This window comes from Klebsiella sp. BIGb0407 (assembly GCF_024807845.1).
Taxonomy (GTDB): domain Bacteria; phylum Pseudomonadota; class Gammaproteobacteria; order Enterobacterales; family Enterobacteriaceae; genus JGM124.
On record NZ_JANUEQ010000004.1, the window covers coordinates 187,501 to 213,084 of the forward strand.

General features: G+C 45.8%; 12 protein-coding genes. 6 read left to right on the plus strand and 6 right to left on the minus strand.

The window, feature by feature from the left end; translation table 11 throughout:
* Positions 1–724: 724 nt before the first annotated feature.
* Genes tehB through norV form a run of 3 tightly spaced genes read right to left on the minus strand, consistent with a single transcriptional unit; the run spans position 725 to position 4,174 of the window.
* Entirely contained in the window at positions 725–1,591 is an 867-nt protein-coding gene (tehB, locus tag M2387_RS13825; RefSeq protein ID WP_259050194.1) for an SAM-dependent methyltransferase TehB, read from the minus strand.
* Between the two features lie 19 nt (positions 1,592–1,610).
* Complete coding sequence (gene norW, locus M2387_RS13830; protein ID WP_259050196.1) at positions 1,611–2,744, minus strand: NADH:flavorubredoxin reductase NorW; 1,134 nt, start codon at positions 2,742–2,744, stop codon at positions 1,611–1,613.
* A gap of 11 nt (positions 2,745–2,755) precedes the next feature.
* Positions 2,756–4,174, minus strand: coding sequence for an anaerobic nitric oxide reductase flavorubredoxin (norV, locus tag M2387_RS13835; protein ID WP_259050198.1), 1,419 nt, complete (start codon positions 4,172–4,174; stop codon positions 2,756–2,758).
* Positions 4,175–4,332: 158 nt separating this feature from the next.
* On the opposite strand from norV, the gene norR reads away from it, so the two are divergent.
* Positions 4,333–5,868: a nitric oxide reductase transcriptional regulator NorR gene (norR, locus tag M2387_RS13840; protein ID WP_259050200.1), complete on the plus strand. Its 1,536-nt coding sequence runs from the start codon at positions 4,333–4,335 to the stop codon at positions 5,866–5,868.
* A gap of 63 nt (positions 5,869–5,931) precedes the next feature.
* On the opposite strand, the gene M2387_RS13845 is transcribed toward norR, so the two are convergent.
* The 3 genes from M2387_RS13845 to M2387_RS13855 are packed head-to-tail and all read right to left on the minus strand — an operon-like array spanning position 5,932 to position 10,270.
* Complete coding sequence (locus M2387_RS13845; RefSeq protein WP_259050203.1) at positions 5,932–7,251, minus strand: exo-beta-N-acetylmuramidase NamZ family protein; 1,320 nt, start codon at positions 7,249–7,251, stop codon at positions 5,932–5,934.
* Between the two features lie 25 nt (positions 7,252–7,276).
* The gene (locus M2387_RS13850; protein WP_409040059.1) at positions 7,277–8,371 is read right to left on the minus strand and encodes a porin family protein; all 1,095 of its coding nucleotides are present in this window, start codon (positions 8,369–8,371) and stop codon (positions 7,277–7,279) included.
* A gap of 30 nt (positions 8,372–8,401) precedes the next feature.
* Positions 8,402–10,270: a glycoside hydrolase family 3 N-terminal domain-containing protein gene (locus M2387_RS13855; RefSeq protein ID WP_259050207.1), complete on the minus strand. Its 1,869-nt coding sequence runs from the start codon at positions 10,268–10,270 to the stop codon at positions 8,402–8,404.
* Between the two features lie 871 nt (positions 10,271–11,141).
* Between M2387_RS13855 and evgA the strand changes: the two genes are divergently transcribed.
* From evgA to M2387_RS13880, 5 genes are all read left to right on the plus strand, one after another.
* Entirely contained in the window at positions 11,142–11,777 is a 636-nt protein-coding gene (gene evgA, locus M2387_RS13860) for an acid-sensing system DNA-binding response regulator EvgA (RefSeq protein ID WP_259050210.1), read from the plus strand.
* Positions 11,774–14,968: an ATP-binding protein gene (locus M2387_RS13865; protein ID WP_259050212.1), complete on the plus strand. Its 3,195-nt coding sequence runs from the start codon at positions 11,774–11,776 to the stop codon at positions 14,966–14,968. Before evgA ends, M2387_RS13865 begins: the two co-directional genes overlap by 4 nt.
* Positions 14,969–15,357: 389 nt before the next feature.
* On the plus strand, positions 15,358–17,094 hold the full coding sequence (locus M2387_RS13870) for a ShlB/FhaC/HecB family hemolysin secretion/activation protein (RefSeq protein WP_259050214.1): 1,737 nt from the start codon (positions 15,358–15,360) through the stop codon (positions 17,092–17,094).
* A gap of 56 nt (positions 17,095–17,150) precedes the next feature.
* Positions 17,151–24,929 (plus strand): two-partner secretion domain-containing protein, encoded by a 7,779-nt coding sequence (locus M2387_RS13875; RefSeq protein WP_259050215.1) that lies wholly within the window; start codon positions 17,151–17,153, stop codon positions 24,927–24,929.
* Positions 24,930–24,937: 8 nt separating this feature from the next.
* Entirely contained in the window at positions 24,938–25,300 is a 363-nt protein-coding gene (locus tag M2387_RS13880; RefSeq protein WP_259050216.1) for a hypothetical protein, read from the plus strand.
* The last annotated feature ends 284 nt before the right edge of the window (positions 25,301–25,584 follow it).

Consider the following 25,584-nt stretch of genomic DNA (forward strand, 5'->3'; position numbering starts at 1 on the left):
AATTTAACTTAAGTTATACGCAGACACAGAATATCACTCTAAAAATAGAGATGAAAAAGAGGGTAAAAAGATAATCAGTTGTTAATGGTCAATGTTAAATCTCAAAAAACCTTAACATCACCAACGTATAAATATAGTCAAAACCACTACCCCATAAGGAAAATTTATGAACGGAAAGCAGTTTATGTTTTTTTGAAACATTGTTTTGAGATCACCATCAAGAAAAACAGATCAAATGTAAAAAACAGAAAATAACATCAAAGAATATCCGAAAGACGAAAGCCCACATTATTGCCAGGATATTTTCCAATTTCAGTTAATATTTACCTCTATCGTATAAGATAACAATAGCGATATTGAAGGTGGATATTGACCATGATTTTATGGCAGATGCGGAGATGTACCAGCGCACTAAGAAAGAATTTTCAGTAAGACTGAAGGTCATGAGGGGCTTAATATCCTGGAGAGGCTGGCGTGAAAACCCTGAGCCGAAATATTCGTCTATTGATTATTTTACCCGGAGATAACAAAAGCGCGACTATGAGAATGGAGTTCTGACGCCAGCATCAAGCCAATCCACTGATGAAACATCGCACCCTGAATGGCAAATTTTAAGGAAAAAAAACCTGCTCAGGACCTGAAATATCAGTTCCGTGAACAGGCTTCATGCGTCAAAAAAACACAAATGACAAGTTGCTCCGCTTTAACAGAGCAACGCTATGCTTTAACTGATTTTTCTGGCAAGCATGGTAGCAAATCGTAGTTTAATCGGATTGCCCTGCTCATCCGTTTTATGGAGTGCGCCAACATCTTCGTTATATTCAATAAATTCCCAGCCTTCATAATACTTCTGAAGCTCACCGGGTTTAAACGTAAATGAAAAGAAGGGTAAGGTGCAGGGATAATCTTCGGTATCCATAGCGGCGATAATTAAGTTATAGCCGTTGACCACAGTATGCTGCTGCATACGGGTGATGAGAGACGGAATCTGTTCTCTATTCAAGAACATAAAGACAACGGTCGAGAGAATAAAATCATAATTTTCTTTAATCTCAACACCATTAAGATCTTTCACCTCAGCATGGATATTAGCCAGATTCTCTAAGGCTGATAAATGTTTTACCTTCTCGATAGAGTTTTCATTAACATCCCAGGCCGTCACGTCAAAATTTTTCAAGGCCAGGTATAAAGAGTTACGTCCGCCGCCACAGCCTAAATCTAACGTTTTTCCCGGTGGGATGATTTTTGCCGCATCGATAACATCTGGATGCGTGGCGGTTAACTGATATTTTTTAGCAAAGTAGTCTTCTTTAGTGCAGTAGAAAGCCAGCTGGCATTGCAGATCGTCAGAGAATGAAACAATGCGATGCCATTGCTGCGGCTCGACAAAAGGCGTCTCGCTTTCCGGGGTGAAAATCAATGATTGCGTTATTTCACCCGCTTCAGTCATCAGGCCGAAAGTAAGAGAGCCTTGAAGAATCGTCAGTTTTCCCCAGGTTCCCTCTTTAGTATTGTGTTTCTGGGTGAAACTTTCTGGCAGGGTCTGGCTGTTCCACTGAGGCATGGTTTTATAAAGCATCAAATCATTCATCAAATTATTCCTATTTTTTTCAATTAGTTAATTCACGTAACATCATAAATGCTTTTGGCGTGTGCTGTTCGCTTACAATAAAAGCGCGCAACTGTTTCATCGCGTCAAAACCCCGGGCGGCGATACCTTCAGTACTTAAGCTTAGCTCCCAGTTCAAGTCATCGCGCTGAGTATCGCCCGCTAAAAAGAGCGGCAGATCGGGGGTTTTAACTTTTAACAGCATCGGCGGAAAAGTCACAGATTCTGCCGCGCCAAGCAGATTTTTAGCCAGCGTCATCGAGCTCATTTGAATCGGCTGCAGGAATGGCATGACCTTACCTTCGATTTCCGCACAATCGCCCAGGGCATAAATATCCCGATCCGAGGTTTGTAGCTGTCGATTAACGCAAATTCCACGTCCCGTTTTTAGCATCGCCGTCGTCGCAAGTTGGGTATTGGGCTGTATACCAATAGCCGCAATCACTGCATCAACCTTAATGATATGGCCATCAAGCAAATTTACCGACAATTCAGCGTCCGTTTTTTCTATGCTGACCAACTCATTATTGAGCAAAGTGCGAATGCCCATATGACTCAGTTTATGCTGTAAACGACAGCTAAGTTCAGCGGGCATCAGTGAAGCGAGCAAACTATGGGCTCTATCGATAACGGTCACCTGCTTACCCGCACGATGTAGATCCATCGCCAGTTCGGTGCCGATAAGTCCGCCCCCTAGTACCAAAATGCGCTTTGCCGTTTGTAACAGGCTCTGATGCTTACGGTACTCCTGCTGACTATTAAAGGTCACCATATATTCGTGACCGGGAACCTTCGGCACTATCGCCTGTGCCCCGGTAGCCAGCACCAGTTTCTGATAGCTGAATTGCTGCTCGCCACAAATAATATATTTCTTTTCACTGTTAATTGCCGTGACGCGGGTATTTATCTGTAACTTAAGATTATTTTCTTGAGCAAATTGCTCAGCAGACATCTGAGTCAAATCATCTGCTGATTGTTTAAGGCTAAACACATGACTGAGATCGGGCTTGTTGTACTGAGTGCAGCTATCCGCGGCAACCAGCATAATCGGGATCTGTTTATCCTGGCGACGAATATTGGTCACTAACTGACGAGCAGCGAATCCAGAGCCAATAATGATAATCTGTTCTGACATATTTACTCCGATTACAGTGGATCAAAAACAGATTTACCCAGAGCACAGCCAGGGCATAAGAACGACTCAGGAACATCAGACCAGGTTGTTCCTGGCTCAACACCCTGCATCGGCTCGCCAATAGCGGGGTCATAAATCCACTGGCAGACCGTACATATCATTGACTGCCCGGCGTTAACGGCGTCTTGAGCCACTGGCTCTGACACTTCAGCGATAGCCACTTCTTCAAGGGGATGCAACGCCCACTCACGGGCGATCTTGCGACCATGCTCACGGCACTCTTCAAGCGCTTTGCCATCCGGACGCCATTTCATTTTCAGCGCCAGAGATATATCAAAACCGGCATCCATCAGTCGGGTCTGAATGCGATCAACCGCCCCACCCGTCCAGCCAAAGCTACCAAATGCCGCTGCTTTTTTATTCCGGAAGCGTAAACCAGCCAGCTCCTCAAGCATGCCTGCCACTTTAGGCATCATGACATTATTCATGGTTGAAGAACCCACGAGGACTCCTTTAGAGCGGAATACTTGGGTCAGAATTTCATTCTTATCATGGCGCGCTACATTATAGATTTTTACCGCGACAGAAGGGTCAGTCTCATGAATACCTTGTGCAATCGCATCCGCCATCATTCGGGTATTGGCTGACATGGTATCGTAGAAAATAGTGATACGGTCTTCCTGGTAATCATTCGCCCATTCAAGATATTTGTGAACAATCTGCGTTGGGTTATCACGCCATACCACGCCGTGGGAGGTGGCAATCATATCAACGGGCAAATTAAAGCCGAGTATTTCATTTATTTTCGGTGCAACCAAACGACTGAATGGCGTCAGGATATTGGCGTAGTAGCGGGTGCATTGCTCATAAAGCTCAATTTGATCCACTTCATCATTAAATAAATGTTCGTCACAATAGTGCTGACCGAAGGCATCATTACTGAATAATATTGCATCGCCCGTCATGTAGGTCATCATACTGTCAGGCCAGTGCAGCATAGGTGTTTCAACAAAAATAAGTTTCTTTCCATTACCGATATCTAAACTATCACCGGTTTTCACCGTATGGAAATTCCACTCCGGATGGTGATGATGACCGTTAATCGAATCGATAGCATTGGTGGTGCAATAAATAGGGGTATTAGGAATAAGCGCCATTAGCTCGGTTAATGCGCCCGCATGATCTTCCTCGGCATGGTTAATCACAATGAAGTCGAGGGCATTCAGGTCTATTTCTTGCTGTAGGTTACGTACAAACTCGAGACTGAATTTTTGATCAACAGTATCGATCAGAACATTTTTTCCCTCTTTGATTAAATAGCTGTTATAGCTGCTGCCTTTCAGGGTTTTGTATTCAGTACCATGAAAATCACGTACTTCCCAGTCACGCTGTCCGACCCATTGAACGTTGTTTTTTACTTTAATCGCCATGTCAGTTTACCCAATAAAGTTATTTGTCTTCACTTACTAGAGCAAACCGCGTGCCAGTTTTTATCTATATGATTTTAAACAAAATTAAAATATGACAAGTCATTTTGACACAGATAAAGTATAGTCATAAAGACAATAACTGTGTCGGAATGACAAATATGCGTTTATCCATTCAATCTCTGGCAAAAATTGCCATCGAGTTACAGCATGGTTTATCTGGAAAAGATCGTTTTCAGACATTGATCAGTAGCGTCCGGGAAATCCTGGACTGTGACGCTTCAGCCCTGCTTCGCTATGAAAATCAGCTCTTCAGGCCTCTGGCAATTGATGGTTTATCCGCCGATGTTTTAGGTCGCCGTTTCTCACTCAATGCTCATCCCCGACTAGAGGCTATCGCTCGCGCCGGGGATGTAGTACGTTTTCCTGCTGACAGTCAGTTACCCGATCCTTATGATGGCTTAATTCCGGGACACGATGAACTAAAGGTCCATGCCTGTATCGGCCTGCCGCTCTTTACCGATCAGCAACTTATTGGAGCTTTAACCTTTGATAGTCTGAATCCTGAGCAATTTGATGATTTTAGTGATGAGGAGTTACGTTTAATCGGTGCCCTGGCATCATCAGCACTCAACAATGCCTTGCTCCTTGATGCACTAGAAAAGCAGGCATTACCCGGCTCTAATCGTCCTTTGGGGAATAAACAACATATCACCAGCACTGATGAAGAAATGATTGGCCTTTCTGCCCCCATGCAACAGTTAAAACATGAAATCACGGTGGTAGCAGGTTCGGAACTTAATGTACTGATAACCGGCGAAACGGGCGTAGGTAAAGAACTGGTCGCTAACGCAGTACATCATTTATCGGCACGAGCATCTCAGCCACTCATCTATTTAAACTGTGCAGCACTGCCAGAAAATGTTGCTGAAAGTGAGCTTTTTGGTCACGTGAAAGGGGCATTTACCGGGGCGATACATCATCGTATGGGCAAGTTTGAAATGGCCGATAACGGCACGCTGTTCCTTGATGAGATAGGCGAGTTATCGCTAGTGCTCCAGGCGAAATTGCTGCGCGTTATTCAGTATGGCGATCTCCAGCGTGTCGGGGATGATAATACCCGACGCGTCAATGTCCGTATTCTGGCAGCAACCAACTGTGACTTAAAAAAAGCCGTGCTGGACGGGACTTTCCGTATGGACTTGTTCCATCGTTTAAGCGTTTTCCCACTCTCGGTTCCCTCACTGAGAGAGCGTCGCGACGATATCGTGCTATTAGCCGGGTTCTTTGTGGAACAGATTCGAAATAAGCTGGGTTTACTACAATTGAGTATTCCGGCTGATACCTTAGAGATGCTACAAAACTATGCCTGGCCGGGTAATGTGCGCGAGATGAAACATGCTATTGAGCGCGCTGCGGTACTTGCCAGGGCATCACAGAACTCTGCCGAAGTGAAGTTGTCCCGTGAACTGTTTAATCTGGCAATCGCTGATTTATCAAATACTAACCTGCCAAGTGTTACACCTGATGATGACTGGTCTCAGCAAAGTCTTCAGCAGGCTACCACAGTATTCCAGCGCGAGTTAATCAGTAAAACATTACAGCAAAATAAGATGAATTGGTCTGCCTGTGCGCGGGCGTTAGATCTAGATGCTGGTAACCTTCACCGACTGGCAAAACGTTTAGGGATAAAGTAGATATCTCTTATCAGAATAATGCCGCATGACGGGGGCAGTTATCATGCGGCATAAACTTGCTGTTTATGGGTAAAGAAGATAATTCTCACGCATCTTACGGTAAGCTTCTGAGTTCTTCTCCCAGCTCGCCTCAACCAGTTTGATGGCTTGTTCTTTAGGCATCTTTTGCTTCGTTGCTTCAAGCAACAGAGTTTCCAGAGAGCGGTCACCCGTTACTTTGGCAAGCCAGGTAGGACGTATTAAGAATGCCTCATCCTGATGTTTCAGATACTGAGCCTCTTTGTCATCTGCCAGCACAGGGGCATAACCGGCATTGACCATCTGATACCACCAGTCGACAAATAACGCGATACTCGGCTTAAGCCCCGGAATAGACTCACTGGTAAGACGTTCCCCGCAGACTTCTTTACCCGCCTGAGGCCAGCCCGCTTTAGCCTGATTAGGGTCGACGTTATAACAAGTATCCACATAGAAGCGCTTATCCGGGAAACCTAGCTGTTCAAAAGGATGATCCGATCCACGTCCGCTATTGACGCTCGTCGCCTCAAATACGCCAAGAGAGGGATAAAGCGCAATCGCTAAATCACTGCGTAAATTAGGTGACGGGTATACCGGTAATGAATATGGCGTCTGGTGAGTGTAATTACCCATCTTCACGACGTGTAAATTTGACTCAGGCATTTGCCAGCTTTTATTACCGTGACCACTCCAGCTCTTATCATCAAAATGGGTCAGCCAGCCTTCTCCGACGATCATTTTAGCAAACTCACCGGAAGTCAGGCCGTGTACCATAGGAACCGGATGAATACCAATCCCCGAGATATACTTCTCATCCAGCAAAGGTCCGTAGACAGCGCCACCCAGGGGGTTAGGCCGGTCTAATACCATCAGCTCTTTCTTTTCCTGCTGCAGACTTTCCATCACATGATGCATAGAGACGGTATAGGTAAAATAACGCACCCCCACATCCTGCAGGTCATAGATAACCACATCAACATTTTCTAACTGCTCTGCGGTCGGATGAGCGCGGCTACGGTTATCTTTATCGCGCCCATATAACGAAACAATCGGCAGACCGGTTTGCTTATCCAGATGGTCATCATCACCGAAACCTGCATCTTCTTTTCCACGCAGCCCATGCTCTACGGAAAATAGTGTTGTTACGGTAAAACCATATTGTTTTTCCAGCGCACGCAGTTTTTCAATTGCATGCTTGCCCTGCGAGTCAATAGAGCTTTGATTAACCATCAGCCCTACCCGCTTACCTTTTAACAGCGGGCCATAAACCTCAGGCTGGTCGAGGCCCAGGACAATTTTCTCTTCAGCATAGCTATTACCAGCTGACAGAGTTAGAGCGAAAAAAAGTATCTTAAGAAAACGCATCTTAATGTATCTCTCTGTTTAAATATTAGAAATTATGGCGTAATTCTAATGCCCAGAACCAGAAGTGATTCTGTGTTCTATTATTCGCACTATCCCAAGTTTGTTCAGGACGATAGTATACATCAGCAAATAACGATGTTTGTTTCGTAAATGGATAAATCGCTTGTATACCGTAACGACTACGGTCTTTTTCTTTATGTAAAAACTCTCTATTTGTCGAGTCACGGAAACTTTGCTGACCACGAACTAAAGAGTAACGCGTATAAGGCATCAGGTTAATGCCATTATCAAATTTATACCGATAGATAGCCCAGAGGAAATGCTCTTTATTATATAAAGTATTTACCAGTTGCTCATCAATATAAAGATAGTTCAGCCAAAGTGAATTATGTTTATTAAACGTAAAGTTAGCGCCGGCAAAATGCTCATTAATCTGGCTCCAGTCACGTTTATAAACGCCGTAATCTCCTTTCGCTCTGGCATAATCCAGTTTTCTGTCGATAAGCCTGAAGGACAAACTGGCATTTAAACTCACGTTAGGGTTCAGCGTATAGTTGATTTGTGGGCGGAGCCAAATTTCATGACGTTCTTCCCCTTTTCTGACATCTCCCATATAAGAAGGTGCGGCCAGAGCAGGATTACTGATTGAAGGATAATGCCAGTTATCATTACGATACCCAAGACGGAACTTAGCATTACCTTTACGATCCGCAAGTGTGAAAGGGAAAGTGCGGGTCGCGCCAACCTGCCAGCGTGTTCTGTCATACTCTGAATTATGATCCAGATAGGTTTTCAGGATCTGAACATCGTACATCCACAGGGAATTGTTCTGGTAGATGAAGGCACCAAAATAGGGAGACGTTGCCATGCTGCCGTCAAGAAATTTCCAGTTAGCATCACTGTCAATTTCCTGCTCTGTTCCAATATAAGTCTCAAAATTCCATTTTTGATCTTTAATTGTTTTTTGCGCTGCATCACGCTCATTTTCGAGTTTTTTTAGTTTTTCATTTAACTTAAAAATCTCCTGATCATAATCTGTTTCAAAAGCATCAGCACTTACAACATGCGTGGTCAGAGATAAGATTATTGCGATATTAATCTTTATAATACTTTTTATTATTTTCACCGAACAATTCCTTGCTATTATAATTTACCAGGATAATCCATGACCACGAGCATAAAGAGTGGTTTTACCATCAGGAGATTTAATATTAACCGGCAGCTTACCTTGCGGAATATTTAAAGGTACAGCACCAGGTTTATCACTAACAAACAGCGTCCGTAGTCCACTTAAGATATTGGTCTCGAGTGCATTACGTACATTATTCGTGACGTCAAAACCCGTTATACCGTAAATAGCAATGTTCGACTTAACATCATGTAAATAAGCGATGTCATATGGATTTCGGGTCGAAATAACTACCAGAGGTATGTTTTTAATTTTGGCACGGTCAATAATTCTTTGGGCATTAGCCGGATTTTCTTTTAAGTTATAGGTCGCAAGAATAATCAAGTCTTGCCCCTCAATATCACTATCAATAGTCTGATTATCTAAACCATCCTGCCCAAGCTTGGCCACCCGAGTATCGAGAGTCATATTAACCTTGGTCTCTTTAGCAATACTGGTAAGGTGTTTAGCAATCAGCTCGTTGCGAGGCTGCTCATCAGAGTAGATGAAAAACTTGTTATGATTTTTCAGTTTCCAGGGAAGCATCCCTTCATTTTTAATAACAGTAATCGCTTTCGCAGAGATATCGTTTTCAGTCGCTTTATGCTCAGCTGAGGCCACAATAGTCGAAGCCTTCTCGGCTGACTTATGGCCTGCCGAAATTTGTTTCTCAAGCTTGGTTTTAACAATACGCGTTGCAGACTCATTAATGCGTTGCATCAACTGAGGATCTTTTTCTGCCTGCTCTTTAATCGTGCCATAGAGCGCATCTAGCTTTGTCACTTCCTGAGGATTGCTGACAGCTACTGGCATCAGAATAATATCATTACCGGCTTTTATTGCTTCGGCAACAGCCCAGTTAGTATCAAAATTACTGCTAATAGCCCCCATTTCCATCGCATCGGTGACAATCAGTCCCTTGAAACCAAGTTGATTACGCAGTGTTTCCGTCAAAATAGGGTGTGACAGAGTCGCCGGGGTTCCTATTGTTTCGCCCTTTATATTGGTTAATTGGGCATTATCCAGAGCTGGCAGAACTACGTGGGCGGTCATAATGGCATCGGTATAAGGCATAGCATCAACAAAAGGAGGCAATTCGGTAGTTTGCCATGCCGCTTTGTCTATTTTTATAACAGGAAGCGCAAAATGCGTATCTGACACAACGTTACCGTGTCCGGGGAAATGCTTCAGTGAGGTCATAATACCGTGGTGATGAATACCACGAATATAGCTTTTGGCTAAGTCGCTGACCCACTCTGGGGAGTCGGAATAAGAACGGACTCCGATAACGGGGTTATTCTGGTTGTTATTAACATCCACCACTGGGCCAAAGTTAAAATTAAAACCCAGCGCAGAGAGTTCCTGACCATGAATATCACCTGCTATTTCGGTAAGTTTCTGTGAGCGAGTCGCACCAAGAGCCATATTACCCGGCATTTCTGTACCGACACGCAGACGAGTGACATAACCCCCTTCCTGGTCTGTGCTAATCATGAGCGGCAGATTACTTCTCGCATCCTGAAGCGCATTAATTAATTTTACCGTTTGAGGAGTGTCTATCAAGTTTTCACGGAACAGAATGACCGATCCCAGATGATACTTAGCGATAATCTCAGCAAGGGCTGAATTCAGTTCGGTAACAGGTTGCTTTTGCTCCTGCCCCTCTCCCTGCCAGGAACGAAAATCCATCATCACTATCTGACCTATTTTCTCTTCCAGACTCATCTCTGCCACCAGCTTTTCCGCGGCAGTCTGAGGCGCCTTCCACATTTGGTGTAACTGAGAGTCTGGAATAACTTCAGCATGACTTATTGCGCTACAAAGTAGAGTGACAAGTAGTAGTTTTTTCATGAATCTAGCTCCTGACATAGCCCTGGATATTATTAAAAATAAAAAATCATAATTAATTAGCAACTTCTAAGAATTGTCTAAATCAGTTAACCATACAGCTGGTTTCACTTATGCTTTTACGACAATTTTCCATTAATCAGTTCCCTGAAATCATTTCAATGACTGTTTATTTACCATATTTATTCAGGTAAGGAATAAAATATTCCTATCAATGTGAAATGAGTCACATTAAAACTAAAGACACCGTAAAAAAGCATACCAAACGACAAACAAAACAAATAACTAATTGTTATTAAACACATTTATGATAGCGTTTTATGTAGGAATGTATGATTTATTGGAATTTTTTATTCTAAGAGACCAAGAAAAGTCTTAGCAAAAGAGATTTCCCAGCCAAGAAATCGGCTAACTTCAGCGCTGTGCTGGTTCACAAAACCCAAAAAACAGCGTTAAGCAAACACCGAATTGCAATAAGAATAAGCTTAATATTTTTTATACGTTAATTAATTATAAAAACAGTCTTAATTTATCTTTTCCATTCAAGTCTTTTTAACCCCTCTCAAATAATACACGGATCCCGGAACAGCTATCACAACTACATCTCATTAACAAATCCATAATAAAATTTTTAATCAGCAATCATAAAAAGCATGAACGTTTAATAAAAAACAAAAAAACACACTAAAACACCATTTAAAAAAAACCAAATTAATCATATACTTTCACTTTCTGTATAATAAATAATTGTCAGCATAGAATCAGCTAAGGCATTAAGATTAAATATTAACTAAAAAACAAAATACAAAACTTGGCTCTAGCCAGGATAAATAAAGAGTGATTTTATCGCTGTAACGTAAAGGCAAACATAAGTATGAATGCAGAATCATGGGATACCGTTACCATCGTCGATGACCACCCACTGGCAAGAATGGCCATTCGTGGCGTTCTTGAAAAACAAAGTTTGACAATTGTAGATGAATTCGAAGATGGGCTTTCAGCATTCAACTCTCTGATAAATAAACCTTCAGATATTGTTATTATCGATGTTGAAATTCCAGTAATGAATGGCGTTGAACTGGTAGAGAAACTGCGTAGTTGTGGGTTTAGCGGCCTGCTGATTGTCGTCTCTGCGAAAAATGAACGCTATTACAGTAAAAAATGTGCCGAAGCCGGTGCAAATGCATTTATCAGTAAAAGACAGGAAATGGGTAGCATTATTTCTGCTATCGAATCAGCAAAAAAAGGGTACAGTTTTTTTCCTTTCTTTCTAAAAGAAAAAAATGACATATTGACGGATACTGAGCGTCTGGAATCCTTGTCAACTCAGGAATTGAAGGTGATGAACCTGATGCTAAGCGGGCTCGATAATCAGCACATTAGTGAAGCTATGAAGATCAGTAGCAAAACGGTAAGCACATATAAAACCAGACTGATGGAGAAACTAGGTTGCAACTCGCTGATCGCACTTATTTCTTTTGCCCATAAGAATAAATTAAGTAAACAATGATAAAAATCGTTCTGTTTATCCTGACCATCCTGACGACCACTGTTTGTCTCAGCTCAGCTCAGGCTATGGCCTTCGATAAGCTGGAACTTATTTCACAGCAGAACTTCCCCCCTGTACCGGTTATTTTAACAGAGGATGATAAACAGTGGCTTAAACGTAAAAACACTCTGCATATCGGCGTTTATCCTCAAACTCACTCACCTGTCGTAGAAAGCATGTTTACGGGTCAATATCGTGGGATTAATGCCGATTATCTTACGGTTATTGAGCGCTCTCTTGGAATCAAGGTGGAAGTGATTAATTTTGGTAATCAAGAGAATGCAATAAAAGCGTTGAATAATGGTGAGCTGGATAGCGTTTTAACCGGACTTGAATATCCTGTTCAAATCAGCCCGTCAATTATATCATCGGTTACAGTCGCACACTCCTGGCCTAATTTAGTTGCAAACATATCAAATATTATGTCCCCTCTTGCCAGTAAAGAGAAGGTACGAGTTTCTACTGTCGGAGACTATCCTGGTAGCGAATTTATCTATGAATCATTTCCCAATGCTGAAGTCATACATTACAAGGATTATGAAACAGCACTCAATGCTATATCCTCAGGAGAGGATAACTATTTCATCGGTGATTCATTAACGACCAGTATCTGGCTTGCTCAAGAGTATAGAAATACATTAGTCACTTTAAAATATTGGAATCAGCCGCAAAAGAAAAGCGTATTCTTATTTTCTGAAAAACAGTTAAGATTACAAAACATTTTCAATAATACATTGAATAGTATAGATAAAGGCATACATAGCCTGATAGCACACTCCGCTATTGATATAGGTGATTTATCCTTTCTTCTTGAACCAGTCAAATTTACGACAGGTGAAAAACAGTGGCTAAGCCAGAATAAAAAAATTCGGGTCATTGTTAACCCCTGGTATATTCCTTTTACTCTGATGGACAGTGAACAAGAAATTAGAGGCATCAGTGGTGATGTACTAAATTTAATCAGCTTGCAGACTGGATTAACGTTTGAATCAGTAATAGTAAACTCTTATGAAGAAATGGTTGATGAAATAAATAAAGGTGGCTGGCATATTATGGTGCCGGCGATTTATGATGATAATAGTAATATATTTTCTTATACACAGCCGTTTGTCATTACTCAGTTTGTCAGCGTGGTAAATAAAGAACAACATAGCAATGCAGCATTAATACCAGGAATGCGTGTTGCCATAACGGATGAACACCCTTTACAGTCAGCATTAAAAAAACAATATCCAAATATAGAGTGGATACCGGTAAAAAATGCCAGCATTGCGTTAAATTTACTTGCCAGTAATAAAGTCGATGCCGCTATTGCAAATCGCTTAGTGGCACGTTATCTAAGTGAGCACTATTATCCCGATCAGCTTATCTGGCAGACAGTACCAGGAGCAATACCCGCTGCACATTCTATTGCAGTAGCCCCCGATCAACCCGAATTAAAAGCAATTTTAGACAAGACCCGGAATACCATTCCGCAACGTGAAATATTCCAGATAGTCAGTAAATGGCTACGCATGCCCGGCTATAATATTGACACTTGGGAACTGTACAATAAACCTTTTTATCTTGTTGCTTTACTCGCAACTTTACTGGTCGTCAGCAGTATCATATGGGTCATCTATCTGACAAAAGAAATACGTAAAAGAAAACGTTCACAACGTTTGCTGGTTAAAGAGAAACTTAAAGCACAACGCGCAAGTAAAGAAAATAGAGAATTTCTCTCCAGAATGAGCCATGAAATCAGAACACCTGTTAGCGCCATTATCGGATATCTTGAATTATTGCAAAATGCATCGGCCAATTTTAAATCAGAAGATAAAGTTTCAGTTAACCAGGCCACTCAGGCTTCGCATTCACTGCTTAAACTGATCGGTGAAATCCTTGATCTTGAAAAGGTCGAGTCAGGTATTATTGAAGTTACGCCGACATGGGGAAAAATTAACGACCTGATAACAACTAAAGTTGCTTTATTTCATGCTGTTACCAGTAAAAAAGGTATCGCTGTCGACTATATATCGACCCTTCCTCCCAGCCAGATGGTCTTTCTGGATTTTCAGCTTTTGGGGCAGGTGCTGAACAATATCATTGGTAATGCGGTGAAGTTTACTCAGCAAGGTAGTATTAATATCTCTGTTTCATTACAAGATAAGACACTTATTATTGTTGTTACTGATACCGGCGCAGGTATTTCGAAAAACGTACAATCACATATTTTTGAAGCCTTCATTCAGGCAGATAATCAAAGTGCAGAGCAGGGTTCAGGACTTGGACTCACCATCTGCAAAGTACTGATGACTAAAATGGATGGGACGATATCTTTAGAAAGCGAGGTAAATAAAGGTACCACACTGACGATTACCCTTCCGACAGAAACAATAACGGATGATAACCTGGAAGCCGTTCCTGCAATCACTCTTCCTACTAGTGTTGATAGTCAGTTACGTATACTGATTGCAGACGATCAGCCTGCCAGTCGTTTATTGTTACAACGCCAGCTTGGCATACTGGGTATCGAATCTGATGGGGCCGCTGATGGTCAGGAAGTGCTTTCCCTGTTAAGCCAGTCTCCCTATGACGTTTTAATAACTGACATTAATATGCCGGTGATGGACGGCATTAACCTGGCTAAAACAATACGCGAGCACAATACCAGCCTGATTATCTATGGGCTGACGGCAACAGCACAAATGCATGAGCGTGAACGCTGCCTGGCCGCAGGCATGAATGATTGTTTTTTTAAGCCGATAAATATTTCACAACTCAACTTTTTGCTTTCAGAGATAAAGCCCCAAGATTACCCCTGCTTTGATATTAAGCGCCTGACGGTATTAACCCAGGGAAACAGATTATTGATGTTAAATGCCCTAAAAGACGCGCAGCAGGAGAACTATAACGATCTTTCTAACGCGCATCAGGCCCTCGCTGGCTCTGACTATCAGGCGATGAAGTATCATATTCATCGCATACACGGGACTGCTCTTTTATTAGGTGCCAAAGATCTGGCCTGCCAGGCGCTGCTACTGGAGGATAAATTACAGGGATATGAACCTGATTCCGGTATCGATTCTGATAACGACTTCTTAGCCATGCTGGAACATATTCGTCAGTTACTGGCTGAATTGGATCTCGCAGTAGAAGATTTCAAACCATGAATGACATCCACTCATCTGCCATTTTTAGCGAGATGAAATTAGTGATTAAAATAAAATACATTGAACAAGTTCAAGCATGAAATTAGATATTAAAATTCACCTGTGAATTATAGATATGCTAATGTTTTTTATTTTTAACTACATCCAGAAATAAAATAAAACCTCTTAATCGAATAAAAAGACCACTTTCCCCCGCCATTTTCGCATTACCATATAATACATCCATAGGATGTAAAGAAAAGTTCCGTTTTTAAGTATATTTCGCAGTAACAATCTTATTTAATGCCCGTCATAAAATATTAAAACCAATATCAATACCACTGGAAAGTATTAACAACTCAATCAAAAAACATACTGAGAGAAGGCTTACGCCAGGGAATCGTATTATAATGAAGAGAGTTCCAAGAGGACTAAAGCATGCAATTATATTCCGGCTATTTTGCGGCCTGTTACTATTTTCAGTAACTCACCGAATAGCACAGGGAAATACATCCCAGACAGCGGAGCAACATTTCTCCCACTTACTTCAACAGCAAGAACAGCAGCAGAAAGCGCGTAATGAAACATTAATACCACGGGTACCTGATATTCATATTACCGATGATTCCCCACTGATTTCCCGGATTCAATTTCCGGTAGAACAACCCTGCTTTATGATTCACACCGTAACACTGAATGGGCAGGACACACTGCCGCACTGGGTACCTCTTACTCGCCTGGCAAATCAGGCCAGCGGACATTGTTTAGGCGTTAAGGGAATTAACCTGGTGATGGAAACCCTTCAGAACCGCCTGATAGGCCATGGCTGGATAACAACGCGTGTTCTGGCTCCATCACAAGACTTAAGTTCAGGTGTACTTCGCCTACAAATCGTCCCCGGGAAAGTACGTGATATTACTCTGACCGCGAGCTCCTCGACCTATAGCAACCTCTATACCCTGTTACCTGCCCACTCAGGTCATCTGCTGGACGTGCGTGATATTGAACAGGGGCTGGAGAATCTACAGCGCTTACCCACTGTCAGCGCCAGTATGAAGCTGAGGCCAGGCGATATTCCCGGCGAGAGCGATATCGTTATTGAACGCACTCAGTCACGCATGTGGCGCCTCGGTGCATGGCTGGATGATACCGGAAGCAAAAATACCGGGTTGTACCAGGGTGGGGTCATGCTGGCTCTCGACAATCCAACATCATTAAGCGATCTGTTTTATCTCACCGCTGGCAGAGACCTACGGTTTGGCGGCCAGCATAAAAGTAGCCAGAATTATTCCGCCCATTACTCCGTTCCCTTCGGCTACTGGCTGGCAGCCATAACTGCCAGCGACTATCTCTATCACCAGACACAGCCCGGCAAATATCACGATATTAACTATTCAGGCCGCAGCCAGTCACTGGACTTGCAGCTGAACAGGGTACTGCATCGCAATGCCACCTCAAAAACGACAGTAAGCTATAAAGTACGGGTTCGTGACACAAAAAACCTCATCAATAACACCCCCTCTCCTGACCATAAGATTCGACGAACCAGTGCCTGGCGTACCGGGCTGTCACACCGTCATTATCTCGGTCCGACAACCTTGGATACTGGAGTGAATTATCAGCAGGGAACCCGCTGGTTTGGCGCATTGCCGGTATATACAGAAAACGGCAATGACTCTGCAACATCAAAAATTCTTACCTGGAATGCTTCCCTTACGACACCCTTCTCCGTAGTCGGACAAGACTTTAGCTGGAACATCTTATGGCGTCGGCAAATCAGTCATACCCCTCTGACACCGCTGGATGAGTTCGTTATAGGTAACCGCTGGACGGTACGTGGTTTTGATGGCGAACGAACCTTGAGTGCTATCAACGGCTGGATGCTGCAAAACACCCTCTCCTGGCGCACGCCACTGCCATCACAGGAACTGTACTTTGGAAGTGATTATGGTGCGGTGAGTGGCAGTAGCTCCACACAGACTGACTTGACGGGTAAACATATCGCCGGACTTGCACTGGGTCTCCGAGGTACAGAATCTCTATCCGGTCTTAGCTATGACCTCTCTGCGGGTATCCCGCTATCAAAACCCGACGGCTTTAAAACAGCGCCCATGACAATGACCTTTAGCCTGAACTGGAACTGGTAATTTTTCAGTGCCGACGTAAGCCTGGCTGTCTTTTACCCCTGACGGTGGACTGATATATGAATAAGCTTCTTTACCGTATTATTTTCAATAAAGCCCGTGGCATGCTGATGGTCGTGGCCGATATTTCCCGTAACGGTCGAACAGGTGGCTGCCATAGTGAACGCAGTGAACCAATATTGCCCCTGCTGGCCCGTGTCGCTCCGCTTCGATTTGTTCTCTGGCTGGCGGCAGGATGGGTCAGTCTGCCGCTGAATGCCGCTATCGTGGCTGACGGCAGCGCACCGGGTAATCAGCAGGCAACTATCCTCGCCACAGCAAATGGCCTGCCACAAGTCAATATTCAGACTCCGAATGAACACGGCGTTTCGCGTAACCAGTATAGCCAGTTTAATGTCGACAGCCGCGGTGCCATCCTCAATAACAGTCAACATAACACCCAGACACAGCTGGCTGGCCAGATAACCGGTAACCCCTGGCTGGCACAGCAGGAAGCCCGCATCATTGTTAATGAAGTTAACAGCCGTAACCTCAGCCAGCTTAACGGATTTATTGAAGTTGCAGGACGCAGAGCCGATGTGGTGATTGCTAACCCTTATGGGATCCACTGCAATGGCTGCGGTTTTATCAATGCCGAAAAGGTGGCTCTGGTCGCAGGCCAGGCCCGTATGGAAGGGGGCAAGCTTAAGGGCTTCGACGTTAATGGCGGGCGTATCAATATTACCGGCCAGGGGCTGAATACCCTTGGTACTGACTACACCCAGCTGATAGCCAGGGCAGTAAAGATCAATGCCCGGTTGCAAGCTGGCAGCGAGCTAAAAGTGTCTGTCGGACATAACGAAACCGATGCCAGGGGTAATATTACCCGCGTTAAAGCGCAGGATAAATCTGAGCGCCCCGTCTTTGCGCTTGATGTTGCCGTACTAGGGGGAATGTATGCGAATAAAATTGTTCTGGAAGGTACTGAACAGGGAGTCGGCGTACGCCACGCCGGAGAACTGGGTGCTCTGGCAGGTGAGTTATCACTTAGCAGCAACGGCAAACTGTTTAATAGCGGTCAGATCTCCGGGCAAGATAGTCTGAAAATAGCGGTCAAAGACGAGATACATAATACCGGAGGCCTGACCACAAACGGCAACCTCAAGTTATCCGCGGGCGGGAAGCTACATAATGAAGGCCTTATTCGTGGCGGCAAAGATGTCAGCCTCGCCGCTGCCGTAATCGATAGCACCAGAAAAAGTACGCTGGCAGCAGGTGGGGATCTTCAGCTTACAGCTAACGGGGAACTCAAAGCGCAAGGACAGAACCTGGCAAGTGGCAGTCTGTACGCCAGCGGCAGTCATATTTTTCTGGAAAAGAGCCAGACAGATGCCCGAACCGTGGCGCTCAAAGCCAGACAAGGAGAAGTACGCACAGCTAACGCTGCTATTCGGGGCCGCGACAAAGTCACCGTAAAAACGCAGAGTAAACTGGATAATAACGGCGGCCAGATATCTGGTGGCATTCTGAACCTGCACGCTCCTGAACTTAACAATACTGACGGGTTACTACAGCAGGAAGGAACTCAGGATCTGGTACTGTCAGGCGACCTGATAGGCAATAACCGGGGTAAATTACTCAGCGGGGGTAATACCTACCTGCAGGCTGCTCGCATCGAAAACCAGGCCGGTACCCTGGCAAGCAATGATCACCATCTGTCGCTCCGGGCTGACAGCCTGAATAACCAGCATGGCAGTATCCTCGGGGGCACCCTGTCGGTTCATATTGCTGACTCAATTGACAATATGAGTGGACATCTCATGTCACAAGGCTTTCTGTCGCTGGAAGCGGCTAAACTGAATAATCAGCAGGGAGTGGTAACCACGCTCGGTGACGGGCAATTGACTCTGCGCAATAAGCTGGATAACACGGCGGGTCTGCTACAAGCAGGCGAGACATTAGAGCTGGATGCACGACAGATAGCCAACCGCAATACGCGACGGCCGCGCAAAGGGCTGGAAGCCAAAACACTCAGCCTCACGGCTGACAAAGTGGATAACACGGAGGGCAACATGCGGGCGACACACCATTTGAACATCACCGCCAATGCTCGACTTGAGAACCCGCAGGGTTTGCTTTCCTCGGGAGGTCAGCTACAGATCCAGGGGCAGAAGACGGACATCAATAATCATCGGGGCACGCTGATTGCGACGGGTGATACAACTATTCAGATTTCAGCACTCAAAGGTCATGGAGACTTGCTATCAGAAGGGAAACTTACCGTCCAGCTGCAACAAGACCTTCATCACACAGGGACCATAAAAGCTAAGGATAAGCTGACGCTCAGCAACAACGGTAAAATAATAAACGCGGGTACTCTTGCCGGGCAGAAAAACCTTAACTTGGACGCCCGCGAGATAATCAATAACGCAGAAGGCCATATCAGTGCTCGGGAAACCCATATAACAGCGGAAAAATATCTGAACAATACCGGGCTTATTGATGGAGATCTGACATCTCTGAAAGCAGACACATTGAACAATACAGGCACCGGACGGATTTTTGGTGGCCATGTGGCCATCACGGCGAAGGAAATGAACAACCTGAAGAGCAAGAGTAACGCCGCCGTCATCGCCGCACGCGACCGGCTGGATATCGCTGCCGGGACGGTAAACAATCGCGACCATGCGCTGATTACCAGCCAAGGAGACATCATTTTTGGTGCTGCACTGGATAGTACGTTGCAGGCCACTGGTCAGGGCCACATCCTGAACAATCACGGCGCATCCGTTGAAGCGGGGCGTCATATTACTATCGGAATGCAGCAGGTCAATAATACTAACCGTCACCTGACCACGCAGACCCGTGTGGTGGAAAATGCCCGCTACCACGAAGCCGTGTTGCGTGGTCAGACTACCCGCTACCCCTGGGCACAGGTGGATACCCGCGACAGTAATAAATACGGTGTCCATGATGCGATAATGCCCGACGGTAGCCGGAATGATGATTTCTATGAGTATAACTACCGCAGACGGGTGACAGAAACACAGCTGAAAAGTAGCGAACCGGGCAAGATACTCGCCGCTCAGGACATAATCTTTAATTCCACTTCACTGAGAAATTATGACAGCCAGATTATCGCCGGTGGCACTCTGGGAGGCGATATCGGAACTCTGGATAACCACGCGACCTTGGGCGAACGTATCACGACCGACAGAGGCAAGCAGGTACACTGGTACGCAGAGAAGAAAAAGAAAAAATTGGGTGGTACGGAAACGTCTCAAGGTCATGATCATGCGCGTTATCGGCCAGACCCCATAACGACAACCGTAGATTTAAAAACACATTACTGGCAAGGCGCGACTCCGATGCAGAGCCATCCTGTCCAGCCGGGAACACGCCAGATGCCGGGTTTCGACCAGTGGCAAGAGAGTTCCGCTCAGAAAGGTACTGTCACCCTTACACTACCGCCTGAGAGGGTAAACGGTCAGTCCGTCACGCCAGTTATCCGTACCGTCAGTCCGAATATTCGGTTGCCTGAAAATAGCCTGTACACACTTCACCCCGGCTCTGACAGCCATCCGCTGGTAGAGACTGACCCGCGTTTTGTGGATAAAAAACGGTGGCTGACCAGCGACTATATGCAGCAAGTTTTCACTGCTGACCCCGGCCATATCCATAGACGTCTGGGGGATGGTTACTACGAACAGCAGCTGATACGCGACCAGCTAATCCATCTGACGGGTCAGCGCTATACGGGCAACCACGCCGAAAATGAAGCTCAGTATCGGGCGCTGATGAACAGGGGTATCACCTTTGGAAAACAACATAATCTCCAGCCAGGAATCGCCCTCACCTCCTCTCAAATGGCATTGCTGACCAGCGATATTGTCTGGCTGACTGACCAGAATGTGCGCCTTGCCGACGGCAGCATTCAAAGAGTGCGGGTCCCGCAAGTCTACGTGAAACTCACACAACAGGACCTGACAGCTAATGGTGCTCTGCTGGGCGGAAAACAGATAGCTCTGAGCGCGCAGGAAAATATCATCAATAGCGGCAGTATCCGCGGCCAGGAAACAACACAGCTAACGGCAAAAAACATCACCAACAGCGGCACGGTTAGCGGTAACCGGGTAACGCTTGACTCACGCGATGATATACACAATCGCGGGGGGCAGATTCGTGGTGGATCAGCTTTATCGCTGCTTGCAGGCCAGGATATCAGCAGTCAGACCACCACGCGCACCGACGGTATCCGTAACTGGATAGACAGACCTGCGGGTATCTACGTCAACCAGGCTGATAGCAGTCTGAAACTTAGCGCACTCAACAATATTACCCTTTCCGGAAGCACACTCGACAATCAGGGAGAGCATGGTAGCACCCTGCTCAAAGCAGGAGGCGATCTGCGTCTTAGCACAGTCGGTACCACGCAGACTGAAACCGGTGACTGGGATGACGATAACTGGCGTCACCTGATACAACATACCGAGAAAGGAAGCCGTATCACCACCTCCGGTCCGCTGACACTCTCTGCCGGACGAGATATTACTGCCAGAGCGGCAGACGTGACCGCAGATAGCGTGCTGGAGGTACAGGCAGAACGGAATATCCGGCTTAGCGCAGGTAAGAGCATCACCCATCTGAGTGAACACAACAAACAGAGCAGCAGCGGGCTGCTATCGAAGACATCCCTGGAAACGCATGACGAGGTGCATAAACATCAGGCTCTGGAGACCACCTTCTCAGGTGATACTGTCCGCATGCAGTCAGGCTATGACCTGGTGGTCTCTGGCAGTAATATCGCTGGTACCCAGGATGTCAGCCTGAATGCAGGCCATGACCTGACTGTCAGGCCCGAGGCAGAATTACATCAAGAATTTCACTACCGGGAAGAGAAAAACGCCGGGCTGATGGGCAGTGGAGGAATCGGCTTTGCTGTCGGGAGCGCATCACAGCAAATGAGTACCGACCAGATTGATAATCTCAACCACGGCAGTGTAGTGGGCAGCAGCAAAGGTAATACTCTATTTAAAGCCACTAATCGGGCAACGGTACACGGAAGTGACAATATAGCCGGGAAAAATTTGGTTATCTCAGGCTGTGAGGTACAGATAACCACCGCCGAAAATAGCCGCACTACTCTGACCAAAATCGAACAGAAACAGAGCGGCCTGACGGTGGCTCTTTCTGGTAGCGCTGGCAGCGCACTGAATGCCGGTGTGAGCAGTTTGCAAGAGGCCAGTAAAGAAAGTGACAGCCGACTCAGTGCTCTGCAAAACACCAAAGCGGCCCTGTCGGGTATCCAGGCAGTCCAGGCCTATGGACTGGACCAGGCTCAAAGTGAGGCGGCCAATAATGGCGCTGCACAAGGTGCGACGAATACCGTCGGTATCAGTGCCTCTTATGGCAGCCAGTCATCAAAAAGTGAAACACGTACCGAAAGTCGCCAGGCCCAAGGCAGCATGCTGCTCGCCGGGGAGAATCTGGCGATAATCGCTACGGGAAACAATACCGCGCCCCATTCTGGCGATATTACCGTCACAGGCAGCAGGCTAAAAGCGGGCCAGGATTTATCGCTGGATGCCACAAAAGATATCACCCTGCGCTCCGCACAGAATAGTGAGCGCACCACCAGTAAGAACAGCAGTAAAGGAGGAAGTTTGGGGGTGGGGATCGGGGTTGGTTCGAGTGGTTACGGTATCAGCGTCTCGGCCAGTATCAATGCCGGCAAAGGTGATGAAAAAGGAAAGGGTATCACCTATACCGAAACACTTCTGGAGGCAGACAAACGCCTGAATCTGACCAGTGGGCGGGATTCCACTCTAAAAGGAGCCAGGGCCCGCGGAGACACGCTCAGCGCCAGCGTGGGGCGTAACCTGACAATCCAGAGTGAACAGGAGAGCGACCACTACACGGCCACGAACCAAAGTATCAGCGCGGGCGGCAGCTTCAATTTTGGCTCCATGAACGCTTCAGGTTATCTCAGCGCCACTCAGGACAAACTCCGTAGTAACTATACCAGCGTCAGGGAGCAAAGCGGGTTATTTGCGGGCAAGGAAGGCTATGATATTCGCGTCAAAGACCATACCCAGCTTGATGGCGCGGTTATCGCCAGTCGCGCAGATAAAGACCGCAACCGCCTTGACACTGCCACCCTGGGCTGGAGAGATATCCATAACCGGGCTGATTTCAGCAGCGAGCATACCGGAGTCTCTGTCAGCAGCGGGGCTCCGTCAGGCCTGCAACTGTTGACCAATATGGCCAGCAATGTGCTCTCAGGAGGTAATCACCATGACCAGACGCAAGGAACCACCCGGGCCGCGGTCAGTGAAGGCTCTGTCACCATCCGCGATGCCGCCAGACAGCAGCTGGATATAACGCAGTTGAACCGAAATACCGCTCAGGCTAATGACGGCAGTATTCGTCCGATATTTAATAAAGAGAAGGAGCAAAAACGGCTCCGGCAGGCACAGCTGATAACCGATATCGGGCAGCAGGTATTAGATATCTATCAGACTCATGAGTCGATAAAAGCAACACAAGCCGCAACGCGGAGCATGTCGCAGAGTGATAAACGCCAGGCCTTGCAGCGCGAGGCACAAACAAAGCTCGATAAAGCACACCAGAAAAATCCCCTCGCAGACAACGGCCCACAAGCCGTAAACGAGCTGGCCTGGCAACTGGCCTATGATACCGCCCTCACCCGGCAAGGTGCCGCGATGGGCGGCAATGTCAGAACAGGAGTTCATGCCGTGGTTGCAGCCCTGCAAGGGCTGGCAGGCGGTAATATCCAGGCCGCCCTCGCCCAGGGTGCCGCTCCTTATCTGGCTGCAGAAGTAAAAGAAATGACCACCTCAGGGAAACCGCACAGTGAACTCAGCCAGCAGGAGAAACTGAACAACCTGGTCGCCCACGCCCTGCTCGGCGGCGTGATTGCCGAACTCAGCTACGGCAATGCCCTGGCAGGCGCCACCGGAGCCGTCACCGGGGAACTGGCTGTCCCGGCCATCGCGCTGACTCTCTATGGAAGCGCAGACAGCGACACACTCACCTCACAACAGAAACAACACCTGAGCTCACTCGCCACCCTCGCATCAGGCATCGCAGCAGGCCTGAGCAGCGACAGCACCGTCGGGGCCGTGGCTGGGGCGCAGGCGGCGAAGAATGCGGTTGAGAATAACTGGCTGGCAGTGCCAGTTCCCGCTCCTGTACCGGGAGCTCCAGTTGGCTCTGGCAATAAGGTGAAGCAGGATGCGGATAAGAATATCGCCTCAGGGCTTCAGGGATTGATTGACAATGCTGTTGACTGGCTGGATAAAATAACGGAGTGTTCGTTTGGCCGGGTCTGTTCGTCAGGTGACGATGAGAAACAGAGCCAGCCAAATATTGGTAAGGGTCTTACTGATATTGAGAAAGCTGAGCTTGGCGGCGCTGGCTCTGGAACACCGGGTGGCTGGGGGCCTCAAGATGAAGAAAATGCGCGGAATCAGCTATCCAGTAGTAGAACAAATGAGTTATCTCAACTATTTGAATACGACAATCCGAGATCGGGAATCCAAATTGGTGGCAGGACTCTTATAGAAATGCCGAACAAGGGAAACTCTAAAGTTTTTAGTGGTGCTTCAGATACTGAGGTTAAGCAGTATTTTATGGATTTAACTGGAAGTAAAAATATGCCTGAAGCGAGAGTTATTCCAGGAAAAGGTAACACATATACGATACGAACATCACAAGGTACCTTTAACTTGAGGGACTTTTCTTCTTCGGCAAGTGAAACAGGTGATGCTTGGACAATAGATATACCCCGAGGGGTAGGGAAGTCTAATGCCTCTGTAGAAATTAAGTTTTTGAAATGAGAGTTATTATGAATAACATACCTAATTTTAAGGAAATAGTTTCAGAATCCGATGGATTATGGGTATCTGCTTTATTTGGGGCAATAATTGGTTGGAATCCAAACCAAGAATTTACTGTATATAAACATATGTTTTTTGATGTAGTAAAAGAGTTATTGGATAATCAGATCATTCGTTTTTGTAGTCCAGAAGATCCACTAGGTAAAAATAAACCATATTGGAACGCTGATAGCGATACAATCATTAATTACTTGAAAGAAAAATGGCCTCAGGGAGTATCAGATGAAAATGATGAAGAGTTAAATAATTATTTTTATTTTATTCCTGCCATATTATGGTCTGATGGTGCTGGTCATTATATCGGTTCATGACAATAGTATCCCGGCCTTACACCGGGATTATTCTTATCAGTCAGTTACTTCTCACCTGCTAACCAGATGAGCAGTTTTCCCCTCTCCGGGATTAATTATTCATTATAAATCAGAGTACGAAGTTACTTTTCCAGGACCAGCAACGGGAAAATATAGTCATTGCGAGGCGGGCTTATGGATTAAAGGCTCACATACTCAACGCTGGATTAAACTTTGTACAAACAAATCAGATTTATATAAACAAAGGAAGCAAGGTATGAATGCGGTATGGGTCACTGCTCATA

Coding starts and splice junctions, on each gene's coding strand:
- tehB (WP_259050194.1), bottom strand. CDS start 1,591: ATGAATGATTTGATGCTTTATAAAACCATGCCTCAGTGGAACAGCCAG.
- norW (WP_259050196.1), bottom strand. CDS start 2,744: ATGTCAGAACAGATTATCATTATTGGCTCTGGATTCGCTGCTCGTCAG.
- norV (WP_259050198.1), bottom strand. CDS start 4,174: ATGGCGATTAAAGTAAAAAACAACGTTCAATGGGTCGGACAGCGTGAC.
- norR (WP_259050200.1), top strand. CDS start 4,333: ATGCGTTTATCCATTCAATCTCTGGCAAAAATTGCCATCGAGTTACAG.
- M2387_RS13845 (WP_259050203.1), bottom strand. CDS start 7,251: ATGCGTTTTCTTAAGATACTTTTTTTCGCTCTAACTCTGTCAGCTGGT.
- M2387_RS13855 (WP_259050207.1), bottom strand. CDS start 10,270: ATGAAAAAACTACTACTTGTCACTCTACTTTGTAGCGCAATAAGTCAT.
- evgA (WP_259050210.1), top strand. CDS start 11,142: ATGAATGCAGAATCATGGGATACCGTTACCATCGTCGATGACCACCCA.
- M2387_RS13865 (WP_259050212.1), top strand. CDS start 11,774: ATGATAAAAATCGTTCTGTTTATCCTGACCATCCTGACGACCACTGTT.
- M2387_RS13870 (WP_259050214.1), top strand. CDS start 15,358: ATGAAGAGAGTTCCAAGAGGACTAAAGCATGCAATTATATTCCGGCTA.
- M2387_RS13875 (WP_259050215.1), top strand. CDS start 17,151: ATGAATAAGCTTCTTTACCGTATTATTTTCAATAAAGCCCGTGGCATG.
- M2387_RS13880 (WP_259050216.1), top strand. CDS start 24,938: ATGAATAACATACCTAATTTTAAGGAAATAGTTTCAGAATCCGATGGA.